Here is an 18190-nt window from a genome sequence, read left to right as displayed (position 1 = left end):
CTCTTTTATTTGTTTAATTGCTGTAATAACTCGGTTACTATTTTTAAATCGTCAAAATCGTGACGGACTCCATTTATTTCTTGATACGTTTCATGACCTTTTCCAGCGATTAGAATAATATCATTTGGATTTGCTAATTGACAAGCGGTTTTAATGGCTTGCTTTCTATCTAAAATGGAAACCGTTTTTTTGAAATTTTGAGGTTCTACCCCTTTTTCCATTTCTTCAATAATCGTTTCTGGATTTTCGGTTCTTGGATTATCTGATGTAAAAATGGCTTTATCGCTCATTGTTGAAGCAATGTTAGCCATAATTGGTCTTTTGGTTTTATCTCTATCGCCACCACAACCTACAACTGTAATCAATTGTTCGTTTTTTGTACGAATATCTTCTATCGTTTTTAATACATTTTCTAATGCATCTGGTGTGTGAGCATAATCTACAATAGCTGTAATTTTAGAATCAGAAACAATAAATTGAAAACGTCCTGAAACACTTTCTAATTCTGAAAGTAAACGCAATGCTTCTACTTTTTCGATTCCTAATTCGACTGCTACACCGTAAATGGCTAATAAATTATAAGCATTGAACGAACCTATTAATTTTACCCAAACTTCGTTATCATTGATTTTTAATAACAATCCTGATAATTGGTTTTCTAAAATTTGCGCTTTGTAATCAGCATACGATTTTAAAGCGTAAGTCAATTTCTTAGCCTTAGTATTTTGAAGCATTACCAATCCGTTTTTGTCATCGATGTTAGTAATTGCAAAAGCTGATTTTGGTAAATTATCGAAGAACGATTTTTTTACATCGCGATATTCAGCAAACGTATTGTGGTAATCTAAATGATCATGTGATAAATTGGTAAAAACGCCACCTTCAAAACGTAAGGCTTCTGTTCTTTTTTGATGAACACCGTGCGAAGAAACTTCCATAAAACAAAATTCGCAACCTTCTTGAACCATTAAATCTAAAAACTTGTTAATAGTTAAAGAATCTGGAGTTGTATGTGTGGCTTTAAATTCTTGTTCGTCAACCATAATTTTAACGGTTGATAACAATCCTACTTTATAACCTGCTTTTTTGAATAATTGGTATAATAATGAAGCAATAGTTGTTTTACCATTTGTTCCTGTTACACCAACTAATCTAATATTTTCTGAAGGATTTTCGTAGTAATTAGCTGCTAAAAAAGCTAACGCTTCGTTAGAATCTTTTACTTTAATATAAGTAACACCGTTTACAATTACACTTGGAAATTCTTCACAAATTACCGCAACAGCACCTAGACTTAATGCTTTTTCAATATAATCATGACCATCAGAAAGCGTTCCTCTGATTGCCACAAAAACATCGTTCAATTCAACTTTTCTCGAATCGAATTCAATTTTTGAAACAGTAATATCAGTAGCTCCATGAACTGCCTCAATTCCTACTTTATATAATATGTCTTTTAATTGCTTCACGATAATTCGATTATGATAGTTTGATTTTTGTTAAAAGCTTGTCCTGATGTTAGCGATTGTTTTTTCACTCTTCCAACACCAATAACTTTTACTTTTAATCCTAAATTTTCTAATAAGGCGACTGCGTCCATTCCTTCCATACCTTTTACATTTGGCACAATTCGCTCTTCTTTTTCTACTTTTTTATAATATTCTGCGTAACTTTTTTCTTGAGAAACTACTTTAGCATCGATATTTTTTACATGATTTGTTGATGGAGAATCTGTAAATATTTTTTGTGCGATTCTTTTGAAAACTGGCCCAGCAACATCGGCTCCGTAATATCCTGCTGCAACATTTGGTTTATGAACCACGATGATACAAGAATATTTAGGTTCATCCGCAGGGAAATACCCTACAAAAGATGAAGCATAATATAATTTCGATTTGTCTTTATAGTTTACTTGAGCAGTTCCTGTTTTTCCTGCCATTGAAAAATCTTTCGAATACAATTTAGAACCTGTTCCTCTTTTTACTACATTTTCTAAAACGGCTTGCACTTTATCCAACGTTTCTTGTGAACAGATTTTTGGATTGATAACTTCTGTATTGTATTTTTTGATGGTTTTATTCCATTCTTTTATTTCGCTAACGAAAATTGGTTTTACCATTACTCCATCATTTGCAACTGCATTATATAATGTCAGTGTTTGCAATGGTGTTACTGATAATCCGTAACCAAACGCCATCCAAGGCAATGCTACTCCCGACCAACGATTAGTTCCTGGTTGTGGAATAACTGGTTTTCCTTCACCTTTTATTGGCAAGCCCAAAGGTTTATTTAATCCGTAGCTGTTAATTCTATCTACAAATTGTTTTGGATTGTTTTTATAACTATCATAAACCGATTGTACTAAAACTGTATTCGATGACAATTCAAATCCTCTTGCTAGAGAGATTTTTCCGTAACCTTTTCCATTAGAATCTTTGACTGATCTTCCATAATATTCAATTCTACCGCCTTTAGAATCATAAACAGTACTCGTATCTGCTTTTTTATCATCTAAAACTGCAATTAAATCTACTAGTTTAAAAGTAGAACCTGGTTCGTGAGATTCAGTGATAGCGTAATTTTGTGTTTCATAATATGAACCATCATTTGCTCTTCCTAAATTAGAAATCGCTTTGATGTGACCAGTTTTGGTTTCCATAACTACCACACAACCATGATCAGCACTGTAATGCTCTAATTGTTTTAATAAAGCGTGGTGTGCAATATCTTGAATGTAAACATCAATCGTTGAAATAATATCGTAACCATCTTGAGGATCTTTCTCGTTGATATCGCTAATTGGTTTCCATTGATTTTTAGCGATTTTTTGCATCATACGATGACCGTTCTTCCCGTTTAAGTAATCGCGAAAAGCATATTCTAAACCTTTTCCATCTTCGTTTGAACGTTCGTAACCAATGGTTCTTTTTGCCACCAAACCAATTGGATGTTCTCTCACAATTTTTTGCTCGATAATCAATCCGCCTTTGTTCGCTCCTTTATTGAACATTGGAAAAGTTTTCAAACGCATATGCTCGGTATAGCTCAACTTTTTTGCAATGAAAACGTAACGACTTTTATTAGCTCTTGCTTTTTGTAGTTTCGCTTGATAATGCCCAGATGATTTTCCAAACATAACCGATAGCGAATCGGAAAGCGCTTGAATATTCTCTTTAAACAATTCTGAAGTAGGCGCTACTGCATCAAAATAAATCGTGTATTCTGGAATTGATGTTGCTAATAAACTTCCATCAGCCGAATATACATTTCCTTTGTTGGCTGGAATTGGAAAATTTTTAACCGTTCTTTCTTTCCCTAATTTTCGGTAATAATTCCCTTCAACCCATTGAATATTATTCAGTTTAATCAAAATAAATACAGCCATTATGAAAAACATAACAGCTACAAAATACATGCGATACGATATTTTTTTATCTTCTATTGCCATATTTTTAATTTATCCCAAAAACTCTTTTTATTTTCTTTATTTTCAACAACAACTTTTACTGGAGGCACTTCTGATGGTAAAATTTGACGTGTTTCCATTTTCTTAGCTACCGTAGATTCCATTTTTAGTTTCATCAATTCAGAACGGCGGTCTACAAATTCGGAACGCAATTCTTTAACTTGATTATTTAATTCGGTGATTCGGTAATTTTTTGCATCGTATTGGTGATTATTTGCAATAGCAAACATTCCAAGAACCACAAGAAAAACAATGAACTTCCAGTTCTTAAGAGCGTCATCACTAATAAGAAACTTGGCTTTTAATAAACTGTAAATTCCGTCTTTCATTCTGTTATATTTTTTCTGCTACTCTTAATTTTGCGCTTCTTGCTCTATTGTTGATCGCAATTTCTTCTTCTGATGGTACGATTAGTTTTTCGATAGTTTTAAAAGGAACTTCAAAATTTCCGAAGAAATCACGTTCAGGTTCTCCTTCAAACATGCCATTTTTTACAAAGCGTTTTACCAATCTATCTTCTAATGAGTGATATGAGATAACACTCAATCTTCCGCCTGGCTTAAGAATTTCTAATGATTGTTCTAGGAATTCTTTCAATACATCCATTTCCTGATTGACTTCAATACGAATGGCTTGGTATATTTGAGCTAAAATTTTATTGCTTTTATGTCCTGGTAAAAACTTAGCCAGTACTTTTTTTAATTCGTCAGAATTCCTGATTTCTTTATCTTTTCGAGCCGTTACAATTACGTTTGCCATAGCTCTAGCATTTTTTAATTCACCGTAATCAAACAAAACTCTAGCAATATCTTGTTCGTCGTATTCGTTTACTACATGATACGCACTGATGTCGCCTTTTTGATTCATTCGCATATCCAATTCGGCATCAAAACGGGTAGAAAAACCTCTTTCTGCTACATCAAATTGGTGCGATGAAACTCCTAAATCAGCTAAAATCCCATCTACTTGCTTGATTCCATGGAAACGTAAAAAACGTTTTATGAATCTGAAATTTTCATTGATTAAAGTAAATCGCTCGTCATCAATAGCGTTTTTCAAAGCATCTAAATCTTGGTCAAAAGCGAATAATTTTCCGTTTTCACCTAAACGACTCATAATTTCTCTAGAGTGACCGCCACCACCAAAAGTAACATCCACATACACACCATCAGGACGAATATTCAATCCATCAACTGTTTCTTTTAACAATACTGGATTATGATATTCCATCTTCGTCGTCATTAAAATTACCCATTACTTCTTCTGCCAAATCTGCGAAATCACCAACAGCGTTTTCAATCGCATTTTCATATTTATCTTTATCCCAAATTTCGATGATATTAATCACTGAATTCAACACAATATCTTTATCAATTTGAGCAAAAACCACTAAATCTTTCGGAATTAAAAGCCGTCCTGTTGCATCAATCTCTACCATTTTAACTCCCGCTGTAAATCTTCTGATAAAATCGTTGTTCTTTTTCACAAAACGATTTAGCTTATTGATTTTCAACATCATTTTATTCCATTCGCTCATTGGAAACAACTCCAAACAAGGCTGAAAAACCGAACGCTTCAACACGAAACCTTCCTCCAAAGAACCCAATTGTTTCTTTAGCGACGTAGGTAGCATCAGCCTTCCTTTGGCATCCACTTTACATTCGTATGTTCCGATTAGTGTTTTCAATTTTTTATTTCGATTAGAATAAGGACAAATTTAGAAAAATTTTACCACTTTTTACCACAAACTACCACTTTGTTAATAAGTTTTTAGATTTCAAAAGTCACTTTACCACTTTTAACAAAAGAATATTTGCAAAATCAATAATTAAGGAGAATTTCAGCAGAAAAATGAAAATCTAATATTTCATCCTTTTCCAGTAAAAAACCATTAAAATTGTTGATAACTAACATTTTACAAGCTTCAAAAATTTAAAAACAACTCTGTTAAATTTTTCTTTTCATTCTTTAATAAAATAGTATATTTGTCAATCATTAGAACTAATACCTTAAGTGGAATTTATGTTAAGAAAAGAAAAAAAATACACCTATTTTGAAGCTGGCGAAGGAACCCCAATAATCATTCTTCATGGTTTAATGGGCGGCCTAAGTAATTTTGATGGTGTGGCTAATTTTTTTCCTCCTAAAGGATACAAAGTGGTGATTCCTGAATTACCAATTTACACGCAAAACATTTTAAAAACCAACGTTAAAGCCTTTTCAAAATTTGTTAAAGACTTTTTTGTTCATAAAGGATTTGATCAAGTTATTCTTGTGGGAAACTCGTTAGGCGGACACATTGGATTGTATTTCACTAAAATGTATCCAGAACTTGTAAAAGCATTAGTGATTACAGGAAGTTCAGGTTTATATGAAAGCGGAATGGGTGAAAGTTACCCAAAACGTGGTGATTATGAATACATTAAAAAGAAAGCCGAAGACGTTTTTTATAATCCAGAAATAGCAACTAAAGAAATTGTTGATGAAGTTTTTGCAACGGTTAACGACAGAATTAAGTTGATTAAAACTTTAACAATTGCAAAGAGTGCTATTCGTCATAACATGGCAAAAGATTTACCAAAAATGACTACTCCAACTTGTATTATTTGGGGAAGAAATGATAAAGTAACACCACCAAATGTAGCCGAAGAGTTTGATAAATTATTACCAAATTCGGAATTATTTTGGATTGATAAATGTGGACACGCTGCTATGATGGAGCATCCAGATGAATTCAATCAAATTTTGTTTGATTGGTTACAAAAGAAGAATTTATAATAGTTCCCCTTTTTGGGGAATTTTATTTTATAGCATATGAAAATTAATACCGCCGAATTCGTAATTAGTAATTCAGAAGTAGATAAGTGCCCGAAAGACCGCTTACCTGAATACGCTTTTATTGGTCGTTCCAATGTAGGAAAATCATCATTGATTAACATGTTGACGAACCATAAAAATTTGGCAAAGACATCATCAAAACCAGGAAAAACGCAATTAATCAATCACTTTAAAATCAATAATAATTGGTTTTTAGTGGATTTACCTGGTTATGGTTATGCACGAGTTTCTAAGAAAACTAAAGCCGTTTTCCAGCAATTTATTATGGATTATTTTGAACAAAGAGAGCAATTAGTTTGTGCCTTTGTTTTAATAGACATCCGATTAGAAGCTCAAAAAATTGATTTGGAATTCATGGAATATTTAGGCGAAAGCGAAATTCCGTTTGCGATTATTTTTACCAAATCGGATAAACTTGGGAAAAACAAAGTCAACAATCACGTGGAAGCATATAAGAAACAATTGTTAGCTGGCGATTGGGCCGAAATGCCTCCTTATTTTGTAACTTCATCATTGGAAGCAATTGGAAGAGAAGGAATTTTAGAATATATCAATCAAATTAATGAAGATATTTTTAAAGATAATGGATTTGTTTAAAAACAGATACCAAATAAAAAAGCCACTAATTAAACGTTAGTGGCTTTTTTATTATGCTTTTAATTCCATTTTTTCGGCGAAATAATCACAGAAATCGCGCATGGTATCCGACATTTTTTCATCGGCAGTAGCGCGTTGAAAGGTATCTGCCATTGCTACTAATGTTTGATGAAAAAATTGCTTCATTTCATCTACTGGCATATCTTTTGTCCATAAATCAATACGAAGCGTTTCTTTTGCTTTGCTATCCCAAACTGATAATAATAACGCTTTTGCTTCTTCTTGCTCAATTCCGCCATCTTGAGCTGTCCATAACAATTTATCAGGAACGTTATTTTCGTCTAAACCTACGGTAATTTTTATATCTGATGTTTTCATATTTATTGCTTCTTTGGTTTGTATTTTGAGTTATCGAAAATCGTTTTTGCATCCATTGCTAATAATTCTTGTAAAGTTACATCATCGTTATTTTCCATGTAACTTCTAACAATTTGCCAACCTAACCATTGCCCAACTCTTCCTGGAATTTGATTATCCATTTCTAAATAAAATTTAGAAAACGGAGCTGGATTTATAAAACGTTGCTCATTTTTAGGATTGGAATCGTATAATAATTTATTTTCTACTAAATTACTCCACATGTAATATTCGTTTTCCTGACAAAATTTTAGTTGCAAATCGGTGTAGCCCATTTTATCTGCGTCAGAATATTCTGGAATTAATTTATCTTTCATGTACAATTCTTTTCCATAATAAATCATTGCAGAAAGTAATGTCCTATCTGTTGGAGCCGCTATTTTTCCATAACAAAAACTAGAAACTAAATTTGGTAAAATCTGATTTTCTTCAAATTCAAATTTCTTAAATTCAGGAAAATCGACATAAAAACGGTGATCTTTCCCCAAATAACAATCTAGCGAAACCAAAGCCAACGTATCTACATAAAAAACTCGCCCATCTGTATCTACTTCATTAATTAGAGTAATTACACGAGGGGTTTTGTATTTTGGAAAATAATATTGTACATGCGCAAACAACTTTTCCATGTCGGTTTCGATTTTTCCTAATTTTGGATATTTCATTTGAACTTCTTGATAAAGTTCTTTCAATAATGGGTTTTTTAATTTGTTGACCCAAACCGAATCAGGATTTCCTTCTGGGAAAAAGAATGGATATTTTGCTTTAATTGAAGGCAATTCCTCTGGTTTTGAACCCCAGAAAACTTGATCAAAACGCTCAACTTTGAATTCTACAGGAATTTGTGCTACTGCTTCTTCAACTTTACTTTCATCTCTACATGAAAATAAAGAAACTGCAATAAGTATGGTTAATAATTGCTTCATTTGAGGTATTTTTTATATTTTTATCAAAACTAAAATTGGTTGCAAATATACAGTTATCGACTCATAAATTTTCATAAAAAAATGACAAATTCTACTACATTTCAGTCCGAAAAAATAAATCAACATATTGTTAAATGGTTGCTTGATTATGCTACTAACGCAAAAGTAAAGGGTTTTGTTGTGGGAATTTCAGGAGGAATTGACAGCGCATTAACCTCAACGCTTTGTGCACAAACTGGTTTACCTACTTTATGTGTAGAAATGCCTATTCATCAAGCGGAAAGTCATGTAAATAGAGCCAACGAACATATTGACCAATTAAAAAATCGTTTTCAAAATGTTTTTAACGAAAGAGCCGATTTAACTCCCGTTTTCGAAACGTTCAAAAATCAAGTTCCTTCTTCAGAAAATGAAGCGATTTTAAATTTGTCTTTGGCTAATACTCGTGCGCGTTTACGGATGACGACTTTATATTATTTTGCAGGCCTACACGGATTTTTAGTTGCAGGAACCGGAAATAAAGTAGAAGATTTTGGCGTAGGTTTTTTCACAAAATATGGCGACGGTGGTGTAGATATTAGCCCAATTGCTGATCTAATGAAAAGTGAAGTGCGACAACTTGCTACATTTTTAAAAGTTCCCGAAAGCATTTTAAAGGCGAAACCCACTGATGGTTTATTTGGAGACGACCGAAGCGATGAAGATCAAATTGGTGCGAATTACGATGAGTTAGAATGGGCAATGTTGCAAATGGAAAACGGCAAAAAAGTGGAAGATTTTTCAGGAAGAGATGCCCATGTTTTTTCAATTTACAAAAGACTTAACACCATCAATCAACACAAAATGAATCCAATACCAGTTTGCGAAATTCCTAAAAATTTAAAATAAATATCAAATAATTAACAAGAAATTATATTTTTTAATTAACTTTGTTAAATTAACTACCCCAAATATAATTTTTAAAATTATGACTAAGATATGTATAGCAGATAGTTTACCAGTTGTAACCAAAGGCTTACAAGCTTATTTCCAAGGAAACTCTAAATTTGAAGTTACGTCTGTTGCTAAAAATTTAGAATCTCTTTTAAGTGAATTGAATTCTAAAAAAATCAACATTCTTTTGCTTGATGTAGAACTGAATGGTCTTTCGAGCATTAGAGATATTAAAAGTTTATTAAAGGATTTTCCAGAAACAAAAATTGTTTTATTTACTTCTGTTTCTGAACAAATGTATGCTCCTACAGCTATAAAGGCTGGTGTTTCGGCCTATATTTCTAAAAATTCTGAATTAAAAGAAGTCGAAAACACACTCTCAAGAGTTGTTGATGGTTCAGTTGTTTTTAGTGATGTTGTTAAAAAAAGTATTGAACTTCTTAGCAAAGGAAAAAAATCAGAACGCTTGTTCAAAAAATTATCTACCAGAGAAATTGAAGTGCTTCGCTATTTAAATGATGGCAAAAAAAACAAAGAAGTGGCTCAAATTTTAGGTTTAGACGAAAAAACAATTAGCACTTACAAATTACGCCTTTTAGCTAAATTAGGTGTGACTAACTTAGTAGATTTATTGAAAAAAGCGAAGGATTTAGATGTGATTTAAAACCAATCAAAAATATTGGTCTAATCTTAATTAAAATTAACTCTGATTCTATTTAATTTCAGAGAAATTTTTTCAATTAGACCAATATAGTCCATAACTTCTCTAATTATTTCGGTATTATCAGATTCTATACTTGTTTTATACTTTAAGTCCTCAATAAGTCTACCCAAAATTAACCATCTATAATCCATCAAGGTTTCATTTACATAGTCACTCAAAGATTCAATTTTTTGTTTTACATGTATTTGTTGAGTATCCCACTTATGTAAATGTTCCACCTCATCTTCTAATGACAAGCCCACGATTTCATTTATCAAATCTTCTTCAACTTCCTTTAAAAAACTATCAATTTCAAAACTTTCATAATTTATCTGTATATGACTTATAAACAAGCTATATATTCTTTTAAATAACTCATTTGAAAACTCAAGCTCATCTTCTATTAAACTCATGTAAATCTTCTGAAAAACCAAATATTTATTGAGTACTTCTACTTCTGTTTTTCCATCTTCAATATCATCAACTAATATCAAATCTTGAATTTCAATAGAATGATTACCATACTTGATAAGAATTTTTATTAATCTTCTCTCTATCTCATATAAATTATCAATTTTTTGGACTTCAGCAATATCATTCTTAACAACTTCAAAAGCTTTTTGTTCCTCTTTGTATTGTTTATTAGCTTCCGATAAATCCTTTTTGACTAATTGCGCTAACGTATTAAAAAGCACATCTTCGGAAATATCCATGATTCTAGAACATTCCTTAATATATACTTCTCTTTTAATTCGGTCTGGAATTTTTGAAATACTGATGACCATATCGCGAATCAAATCTGCTTTTTTAATTGGATCATTCTTAGCTTCTTGCATCAATAAAGACGCTTTGAACTGAATGAAATCTTTGGCGTTTTCATCGAAATAGTGCAATAAATCTTCATAAGACGTTTTTCGAGCAAAACTATCTGGGTCATCGCCATCAGGAAACGTACACACTTTTACGTTCATTCCAGCTTCCAAAATCAAATCAATTCCACGAATAGAAGCACGAAGTCCGGCTGCATCACCATCAAAAAGCACGGTAATATTTGGCGTTAAGCGATTAATTAAACGAATTTGATCAGGAGTTAAAGCAGTTCCAGAAGAAGCAACTACGTTTTCAATTCCGGCTTGATGCATTTGGATAACATCAGTATAACCTTCTACTAAATAACAATTATTCAGCTTAGCGATGGATTGCTTCGCATGGAAAATTCCGTATAAAACTTTACTCTTGTGGTAAATATCACTTTCGGGCGAATTCAGGTATTTTGCAGCTTTTTTATCATTGGTCAAAATACGACCTCCAAAACCCAAAACACGACCACTCATACTTTGAATTGGAAACATCACTCGACCTTTAAAACGGTCGAATTGTTTGTCTTCCTTAACAATGGAAAGTCCGGTTTTGTCTAAATATTCCAATTTATAGCCTTTTCCGAGTGCTTCTTTGGTAAAAGCATCCCAAGTTTCTGGCGAATATCCTAATCCGAATTTCTTAATTGTTTCAGAAGTAAAACCACGTTCTTTAAAATACGATAATCCGATGGCTTTTCCTTCTTCGGTTTCCAATAAAGTGTGATGAAAATATTTTTGCGCGAATTCGGAAACCAAATACATACTTTCCTTTTCATTCGCTTGCGCAACATCCTCATCTGACTGAACTGTTTCTTCAATCTCGATATTGTATTTTACCGCTAAATATTTAATGGCTTCTGGATAGGTGAAATGTTCGTGTTCCATTAAGAAAGTCACTGCATTTCCGCCTTTTCCGGAGGAGAAATCTTTCCAAATTTGCTTTACTGGAGAAACCATAAACGAAGGCGATTTCTCGTTCACAAACGGACTTAATCCTTTCAAATTACTTCCTGCACGTTTGAGTTGTACAAAATCACCAATAACCTCCTCAACTCGGGCGGTTTCAAATACTTTTTCTATGGTGTCTTTTGATATCAAATTGCAGTTTTATTTTGGAAAGTTTCAAAGATACAAAGTTGTAAAGTTAATCCGCAAAAAAACTTATGAAAACAAAAAAAGCACTTCATATAGCTGAAGTGCTTTTTTAAACAGAGAACTTAACTTAACCCTAAATTTAATTAAAATCAAAGCGTAATCCTAATGAAACGTTGTTTTGATCTATATTATTGTTCTTGAACATCGGATTTAAGTCATATTTAACATATAGACTAGTTTGACCATATCCTAAATAAGCGCTTAACCCGTATGTAAGGTCAGAAACATTGAAATCTCCTTTTTGTTTTTCTTTTACTTTAATGTCGTCTGCTTCGTATTTTAAAATTTGTTTTGACTTGATGCGAACGCCTCCATAACCTCCAATTCCTAATCGAACTGACTCGTGTGTTCTGAAGTATGTTTTTGTTCCGTCTTTTGAAAGTTTTTTTGGTGTAAAATCGAATTCTAAATGTAATGGCGCTGTTAAATACACATTTCTAAAACGAGAATCATCCAATTTTATAGTTGATGTAACTAAATCTGTTTGATTACCATTTTTTACGAAATAACGATTATCCGTTGGACGAAGATTGTTATACATTAATGAAAGTCCGTACTTAGCGTGAAGCAAATTATTGTTTTTGAAAATTCTTGAATTATAAGTAACTCCCCATTCGTAAAAATGCGAACCCCAAACTCTATAATCAGAATCTTCTAAGTTTTCACCATCGGTAATTACATTATTTAAACCAAATGCAAAAACAAATTGTGATGTAGTTCTTTTTGATCTTCTTTCGGCTTTATCTTTTTCACCATTGTAAATTTTCATGGAACCTAAGTTGATTTCGGTTCTATTTTCTCCAATTGAATCCTTTGAATTACTACCCAAAACAATCATTGTGCCTCCTCTTTTTGGTTTTTCATCAGAATTTAAAACTTTTCCGTCTACTTTGTCTTGAACCAATTGTGCTAATTTAGCTTCTTCAATAGCTACTTTAGTTTCGATATTTTTTGCGCGCTCTTCTGCAATTTTCAATTTTAATTCTTGTGCTTTTTCGGTAGGAATTTTTCCTTCTTTTACCTGTAAATCGATAGCTTCAACTTCTTTTTTTAAAGCGTTTTTCTCTTCAGTGGTAATCATTTCAATGTTATTCGCAATTTCCTTGGCTTGGTGTTCAAAAGTTTTTTCCTGCGCAACTGCTTTCGTTAGTAAACTAAACACCATAACGATGGTGTACAAAATAATTTTTTGCATGACTGTTTGATTTTTAATTAATGATGATTTATTATTCGTAATTTCTATTCGCTAAAGCTGATTTAGCATCTTTAAACTTTCTATTTAATTTATCTAAAGTAGTTTCTCTGTGATTTTCGTCTAATTCTTTTTCAACGGTTGTTAACAATGAATTAGCATCTACTTTCATTTTAGCTTTTGGACTTATTTTTTTATCTGAAGTAATCACTTTTTCTCCTGTTTGAACTTCGGCTAATAAATTTTCTGGCAAAACGTATTTGTATGAGTTGGGAGTTGGGAGTTGGGAGTTGGAAGCAATCTTTTCATCTGTTACATTTTCTCCTTTTATCAATTCCTTACTTACTTCTGATTTTTTATTTTTTTCCGTTTTTGAAAAATTTGTTTCATTTTGAACTAAAACAGGCTGCTCTTTTTCAACAGAAATCTGATTTATTTTAGTCGTTTTAGCTGAATCAATTTCTTCGTTAATAGTTGTTACAATTGGTGTTGAATTATTAATTTCTGTTGTTTCGTTTGAATTGAAAAGGAAAAATCCCAATCCAAAAAAAAGTATCGTAGAAGCAGCTACAAAAAACCATCCGTAACCTTTTTTTGGCTTTTTTTCTTCTGAAACCGTAAGCATCGCATCCAATCGATCCCAAGCTTGAGCTGATGGCTGAACTTCTCTTGCATTCAGCTTTTCTCTTATTTGATTATCTATTTTATTTGGTTCCATTTAATTTGTTTTTTAAGTCGGTGATTTGTTGTTGCAATAACTTTCGGGCGTGTGATAATTGTGATTTTGATGTTCCTTCACTTATTTTGAGCATTTCGGCTATTTCCTGATGTTTGTAGCCTTCAATCGCATATAAATTAAACACCATTTTATAACCATCGGGCAAATTATCAATCATATTTTGAATGTCATCTACCGAAAAATCTTCCATTTCATAAACCGATTCATTCTCACTTACCGTAACATCATCTATATCTTGGTGATTGAAATTATTCTTTTTCACCCGAAGAAAATCGATGCATTCATAAATCATAATTCTGCGAATCCAACCTTCAAAACTACCTTTGTGTTCAAAATTTTTCAGATTCGTAAACACTTTCATAAATCCGGTAATCATTACATCTTCTGCATGGTGAATGTCTTTTATGTATTGGCGACACACACTTAACATTTTGGAAGAAAACTTAGCATAAATCTGCTGTTGTGCTTGTCGATTGTTTTCGACAGCCAACATAATAAGTTGTTTTTCTTCTTGATGTAACTGGATAACTTTCATAAAAAGTGTTCAGTGTTCAGTTTTTAGTGTTCAGTAAAATACTCTTCTATAAACATAGACGAGAATGCGTTTAAAATGGTTGTATGAAATGAGAAAAAAATTATTTTTTTCTTTCAATAACGTAATTTACCATTAAAATAAGAGAATCTTTATAAGTAGATGTTGGAAAATCTTGTAATAATGAAAGTGCTTCTTGTTGAAATTGCACCATTTTTTCTTCGGCGTACGTTAATCCGTTTTTGTCTTTTACAAATTGGATAACTTCTTTGACGCGCTTTTTGTCTTTATTGTAGTTTTTTACCGAATTGATTACCCAACTTTTTTCTTTAGGCGAACAATTATTCAAAGCATAAATCAAAGGCAATGTCATTTTTTGTTCTTTGATGTCGATTCCTGTTGGTTTTCCAATGGCATCATCGGTGTAATCGAATAAATCATCTTTGATTTGGAACGCCATTCCGATAAGCTCTCCAAATTTTCGCATTTTCTCGACCACATCTTTATCTTCTGGAGCCACAGAACAAGCTCCGAGTGAACAGCAAGCTGCAATTAAAGTCGCAGTTTTTTGTCGGATGATTTCGTAGTAAATATCTTCGGTAATGTCTAATCTTCTAGCTTTTTCGATTTGAAGTAATTCACCTTCACTCATTTCACGAACGGCTACTGAAATTATTTTTAACAAATCAAAATCGTTATTATCAATAGAAAGCAATAAGCCTTTTGATAATAAATAATCGCCAACTAAAACCGCGATTTTATTTTTCCAAAGGGCATTTAAAGAGAAAAATCCACGACGTTTGTTGCTGTCATCTACAACATCATCATGCACTAAAGTTGCGGTATGAATTAGTTCAATAACCGAAGCACCACGATATGTTCGCTCGTTAATGGAACCGCCCGAAACCATTTTAGCCGTTAAGAAAACAAACATTGGTCGCATTTGTTTTCCCTTTCGATTTACTATGTAATGGGTAATTCTGTTTAATAAAGCCACTTTTGAAGACATGGAATCGCGAAACTTCTCTTCAAAGAGTTCCATTTCATTTGCGATAGGTAGCTTTATTTGTTCGGTTATTTTCATTGAGGTATCAAAAGTACGAAAACAATTGCTAAAGCCAAAGATTTAGATTCTGAAACAAGTTCAGAATGACAAAAAAAGAAAAAATTAAGATTTATTCGCTAATTGTCCACAAGCCGCATCAATATCTTTTCCACGACTTCTTCTCACTTTTGCTACAATATTACTTTTTGCTAGAGCAGTTATGTAAGCGTTTGTAGCTTCTTCAGAGGCTTGTTGAAACATGCCGTCATCTATAGGATTATACTCGATAAGATTAACTTTACAAGGAACATATTTACAGAATTTTACCAAAGCGTCAATCGACTTTTTATCGTCATTGATTCCTTTCCAAACTACGTATTCGTAGGTAACTTTGCTTTTGGTTTTTCTGTACCAATATTCTAAACTTTCACGCAAATCAGTTAAAGGAAAATTTTTGGTAAATGGCATAATTTCGTTACGAATTTCCTCCACAGCAGAATGCAATGAAACAGCTAATTTGAATTTCACTTCATCATCTGCCATTTTTTTAATCATTTTCGGAATTCCAGAAGTGGAAACTGTGATTCTTTTTGGTGACATTCCCAAACCTTCGCTAGACGTAATCATATCAATCGCTTTCATTACGTTTGGATAATTCATTAAAGGCTCACCCATTCCCATAAAAACAATATTCGATAAAGGTCGGTCGTAATATAAACGGCTTTCGTTATCAATTGCAGCCACTTGGTCGTAAATTTCTCCTGGTTCCAAGTTACGCATTCGTTTTAATCGAGCGGTTGCACAAAAATTACAATCTAAACTACAACCTACTTGCGAAGAAACACAAGCTGTCGTTCGAGTTTCAGTAGGAATCAAAACCGATTCTACAATTAAGTCATCGTGCAAACGAACGGCATTTTTAACAGTACCATCTTCACTACGTTGTAAGGTATCCACTTTTATGTGATTGATTACAAAATTAGCTTCTAACATAGCGCGCGTTTCTTTAGAAACATTAGTCATATCCTCGAAAGTATGAGCGCGTTTTTGCCACAACCATTCGTAAACTTGATTGCCGCGAAACGCTTTGTCTCCGTTAGAAACAAAAAAGTTACGCAATTGTTCTTTTGTAAGTGCTCGTATGTCTTTTTTCTCGATTTGCATGGTGCAAAGTTAGGTTAAAATGTTAATTCGTTTAATTCTTAATTCGTATTTTTGTCGAAATTTGATTTCATCATGCATTTTATATCAGAAGATTTAGAAGATTATGTTGCCAATCATTCAGAAAATGAGCCTGAATTATTAGCAAAACTTAATAAAGAAACGCATCAGAAAATTCTGCAACCAAGAATGTTGAGCGGTCATTTTCAAGGTAGAGTTTTGAGTATGTTATCCAAAATTATTCGTCCAACACATATTCTTGAAATTGGAACATATACAGGTTATGCAGCTTTGTGTTTGGCAGAAGGTTTGCCTGAAAAAGGCACTTTAGACACTATTGATATCGAAGAAGAATTAGTTGATTTTCAGAAAAAATATTTTGATGCTTCGCCATGGAGTACACAAATTATCCAACATTTAGGAGATGCCATTGAAATTATTCCAACATTAAATAAAAAATTTGATTTGGTTTTCATTGATGCCGATAAAGAAAATTATGTGAATTATTTTCATTTGATTGTGCCGATGATGAATAAAGGTGGTATTATTTTATCCGATAATGTGTTGTGGAGCGGAAAAGTATTGGAAGAAGTAAAAGCAAACGATACGAGCACACAAGTTTTATTAGAATACAATAAGCTTTTAAAAGAAGATCCCAGAGTAGAAACGGTTTTGTTACCTATTCGTGATGGTTTGACTGTTAGTCGTGTTATTTAATAAAATTGTACTTTTTTCCAAAAAACATGTACGATTTATAAAACATAAAACCAAAAGTTCCTCCAAATAAATACCCTGTTAAAATATCGCCTGGAAAGTGCAATCCAAGATAAATCCTACTATATGCAAATATTAGTGGAAACAAGAATAATAAATAAGTGTGCTTATAAAATTTTCTAATAATTAAAAAAACAAACATAGTGGAAGCCATTGAATTGGCGGCATGACCAGAGAAAAAACTAAACGAACTTCTTTCTTCAACTATTCGTGCAATTTGATTGACATCTATATCATTACAAGGTCGTAAACGTTCAAAAGTGTTTTTGAATAAATTTGTAATTTGGTCGGTAAATGTGATTAAAACAGCTAAAAAAAGAATGATGATTCCTAAATTTTTCCATCCTATTTTTCGTTGTAATAAATAGAAAACCGCAATAAAAAATGGAGCCCAATTAATTTGTTTAGTAATAATTTGCCAAAAAGCATCAAAAGGTGTTGCACCTAATCCGTTTAGGAAAACAAATAATTCTTTATCTAAATTAACTAACTGTTCCAAAATTACAATTGTCTTTTAATAGGTCCAGTAATGGTTTCAATATCTTCTTGTACTTTTTCTATCGGATTTTCGATGCTTAAATCAATATTTTCAACTGGATTTACCATTTTATTAATACCTTCTTTGGCTTTGTTGATTTCCTCTGAAATTCCACCTGTTAAGGTATTCATATCTAAACCGCTGTCTTTTGCTCCGTTTTGAATTTCGCTTTTAATTTCGTTAGTAGCGTTTTTTAATTGTGCCATACCTTTTCCTAAAGCACGAGCAATATCTGGAATCTTATCAGATCCAAATAGCATTAAAACAACTAAAATGATGAAAAATAATTCACCGCCACCTATTCCAAACATAAT

20 protein-coding genes are annotated in these 18190 nt (G+C 32.4%); 5 read left to right on the top strand and 15 right to left on the bottom strand.

All coding sequences use genetic code 11. From position 1 onward, the window contains the following. Window positions 1-5: 5 nt before the first annotated feature. From M9Q43_RS11200 to mraZ, 5 genes are read right to left on the bottom strand one after another with little or no spacing between them, the layout of a single operon-like run. Window positions 6-1469, bottom strand: a complete 1464-nt coding sequence (locus M9Q43_RS11200; RefSeq protein WP_262318988.1) for a UDP-N-acetylmuramoyl-L-alanyl-D-glutamate--2,6-diaminopimelate ligase — start codon at window positions 1467-1469, stop codon at window positions 6-8. Next, window positions 1466-3448, bottom strand: coding sequence for a penicillin-binding protein (locus M9Q43_RS11195; RefSeq protein WP_262318987.1), 1983 nt, complete (start codon window positions 3446-3448; stop codon window positions 1466-1468). Before M9Q43_RS11195 ends, M9Q43_RS11200 begins: the two co-directional genes overlap by 4 nt. Next, window positions 3439-3795, bottom strand: coding sequence for an FtsL-like putative cell division protein (locus tag M9Q43_RS11190; protein ID WP_262318986.1), 357 nt, complete (start codon window positions 3793-3795; stop codon window positions 3439-3441). The genes M9Q43_RS11195 and M9Q43_RS11190 overlap by 10 nt, the downstream gene beginning before the upstream one ends. A gap of 4 nt (window positions 3796-3799) precedes the next feature. Beyond that, on the bottom strand, window positions 3800-4708 hold the full coding sequence (gene rsmH / locus M9Q43_RS11185) for a 16S rRNA (cytosine(1402)-N(4))-methyltransferase RsmH (protein ID WP_262318985.1): 909 nt from the start codon (window positions 4706-4708) through the stop codon (window positions 3800-3802). Beyond that, on the bottom strand, window positions 4683-5153 hold the full coding sequence (mraZ, locus tag M9Q43_RS11180; RefSeq protein ID WP_262318984.1) for a division/cell wall cluster transcriptional repressor MraZ: 471 nt from the start codon (window positions 5151-5153) through the stop codon (window positions 4683-4685). Before mraZ ends, rsmH begins: the two co-directional genes overlap by 26 nt. Window positions 5154-5488: 335 nt before the next feature. On the opposite strand from mraZ, the gene M9Q43_RS11175 reads away from it, so the two are divergent. After that, window positions 5489-6244, top strand: a complete 756-nt coding sequence (locus M9Q43_RS11175) for an alpha/beta fold hydrolase (RefSeq protein ID WP_408611263.1) — start codon at window positions 5489-5491, stop codon at window positions 6242-6244. 36 nt (window positions 6245-6280) lie between these two features. After that, window positions 6281-6901: a ribosome biogenesis GTP-binding protein YihA/YsxC gene (yihA, locus tag M9Q43_RS11170; RefSeq protein WP_194093230.1), complete on the top strand. Its 621-nt coding sequence runs from the start codon at window positions 6281-6283 to the stop codon at window positions 6899-6901. 51 nt (window positions 6902-6952) lie between these two features. Here yihA and gldC read toward each other — a convergent pair whose 3' ends face one another. Beyond that, complete coding sequence (gene gldC / locus M9Q43_RS11165; protein WP_262318982.1) at window positions 6953-7279, bottom strand: gliding motility protein GldC; 327 nt, start codon at window positions 7277-7279, stop codon at window positions 6953-6955. A gap of 2 nt (window positions 7280-7281) precedes the next feature. Next, window positions 7282-8244 carry a gliding motility lipoprotein GldB gene (gldB, locus tag M9Q43_RS11160; RefSeq protein ID WP_262318981.1) on the bottom strand — a complete coding sequence of 321 codons (963 nt, stop codon included), beginning with the start codon at window positions 8242-8244 and terminating at the stop codon, window positions 7282-7284. 81 nt (window positions 8245-8325) lie between these two features. On the opposite strand from gldB, the gene nadE reads away from it, so the two are divergent. Both nadE and M9Q43_RS11150 read left to right on the top strand, forming a co-directional pair. Further along, complete coding sequence (gene nadE / locus M9Q43_RS11155) at window positions 8326-9132, top strand: NAD(+) synthase (RefSeq protein WP_262318980.1); 807 nt, start codon at window positions 8326-8328, stop codon at window positions 9130-9132. A gap of 79 nt (window positions 9133-9211) precedes the next feature. Beyond that, the gene (locus M9Q43_RS11150; protein ID WP_262318979.1) at window positions 9212-9841 is read left to right on the top strand and encodes a response regulator transcription factor; all 630 of its coding nucleotides are present in this window, start codon (window positions 9212-9214) and stop codon (window positions 9839-9841) included. A 26-nt stretch (window positions 9842-9867) separates the two neighbouring features. On the opposite strand, the gene dnaG is transcribed toward M9Q43_RS11150, so the two are convergent. From dnaG to rlmN, 6 genes are all read right to left on the bottom strand, one after another. After that, window positions 9868-11838, bottom strand: coding sequence for a DNA primase (gene dnaG, locus M9Q43_RS11145; RefSeq protein WP_262318978.1), 1971 nt, complete (start codon window positions 11836-11838; stop codon window positions 9868-9870). Between the two features lie 136 nt (window positions 11839-11974). Next, the gene (locus M9Q43_RS11140) at window positions 11975-13090 is read right to left on the bottom strand and encodes a hypothetical protein (protein ID WP_262318977.1); all 1116 of its coding nucleotides are present in this window, start codon (window positions 13088-13090) and stop codon (window positions 11975-11977) included. 31 nt (window positions 13091-13121) lie between these two features. Next, on the bottom strand, window positions 13122-13805 hold the full coding sequence (locus M9Q43_RS11135) for a hypothetical protein (RefSeq protein WP_262318976.1): 684 nt from the start codon (window positions 13803-13805) through the stop codon (window positions 13122-13124). Beyond that, window positions 13792-14361 carry an RNA polymerase sigma factor gene (locus M9Q43_RS11130; protein ID WP_262318975.1) on the bottom strand — a complete coding sequence of 190 codons (570 nt, stop codon included), beginning with the start codon at window positions 14359-14361 and terminating at the stop codon, window positions 13792-13794. The genes M9Q43_RS11135 and M9Q43_RS11130 overlap by 14 nt, the downstream gene beginning before the upstream one ends. Window positions 14362-14461: 100 nt before the next feature. Further along, window positions 14462-15442, bottom strand: coding sequence for a polyprenyl synthetase family protein (locus M9Q43_RS11125; protein ID WP_262318974.1), 981 nt, complete (start codon window positions 15440-15442; stop codon window positions 14462-14464). A gap of 84 nt (window positions 15443-15526) precedes the next feature. Beyond that, window positions 15527-16567, bottom strand: a complete 1041-nt coding sequence (rlmN, locus tag M9Q43_RS11120; protein WP_262318973.1) for a 23S rRNA (adenine(2503)-C(2))-methyltransferase RlmN — start codon at window positions 16565-16567, stop codon at window positions 15527-15529. Between the two features lie 72 nt (window positions 16568-16639). Between rlmN and M9Q43_RS11115 the strand changes: the two genes are divergently transcribed. After that, on the top strand, window positions 16640-17281 hold the full coding sequence (locus M9Q43_RS11115; protein WP_262318972.1) for an O-methyltransferase: 642 nt from the start codon (window positions 16640-16642) through the stop codon (window positions 17279-17281). Here M9Q43_RS11115 and M9Q43_RS11110 read toward each other — a convergent pair. Then, window positions 17274-17840 carry a phosphatase PAP2 family protein gene (locus M9Q43_RS11110; protein ID WP_262319060.1) on the bottom strand — a complete coding sequence of 189 codons (567 nt, stop codon included), beginning with the start codon at window positions 17838-17840 and terminating at the stop codon, window positions 17274-17276. The genes M9Q43_RS11115 and M9Q43_RS11110 overlap by 8 nt on opposite strands. Continuing rightward, window positions 17840-18187 carry a Sec-independent protein translocase subunit TatA/TatB gene (locus tag M9Q43_RS11105; protein ID WP_262318971.1) on the bottom strand — a complete coding sequence of 116 codons (348 nt, stop codon included), beginning with the start codon at window positions 18185-18187 and terminating at the stop codon, window positions 17840-17842. Before M9Q43_RS11105 ends, M9Q43_RS11110 begins: the two co-directional genes overlap by 1 nt. Between the last annotated feature and the right edge of the window lie 3 nt (window positions 18188-18190).

This window comes from Flavobacterium odoriferum (assembly GCF_025499515.1).
Classification (GTDB): Bacteria; Bacteroidota; Bacteroidia; order Flavobacteriales; family Flavobacteriaceae; genus Flavobacterium; species Flavobacterium odoriferum.
The sequence above is the reverse complement of the archived record's forward strand: the minus strand, read 5'-3'. Positions and strand labels throughout refer to the sequence as shown.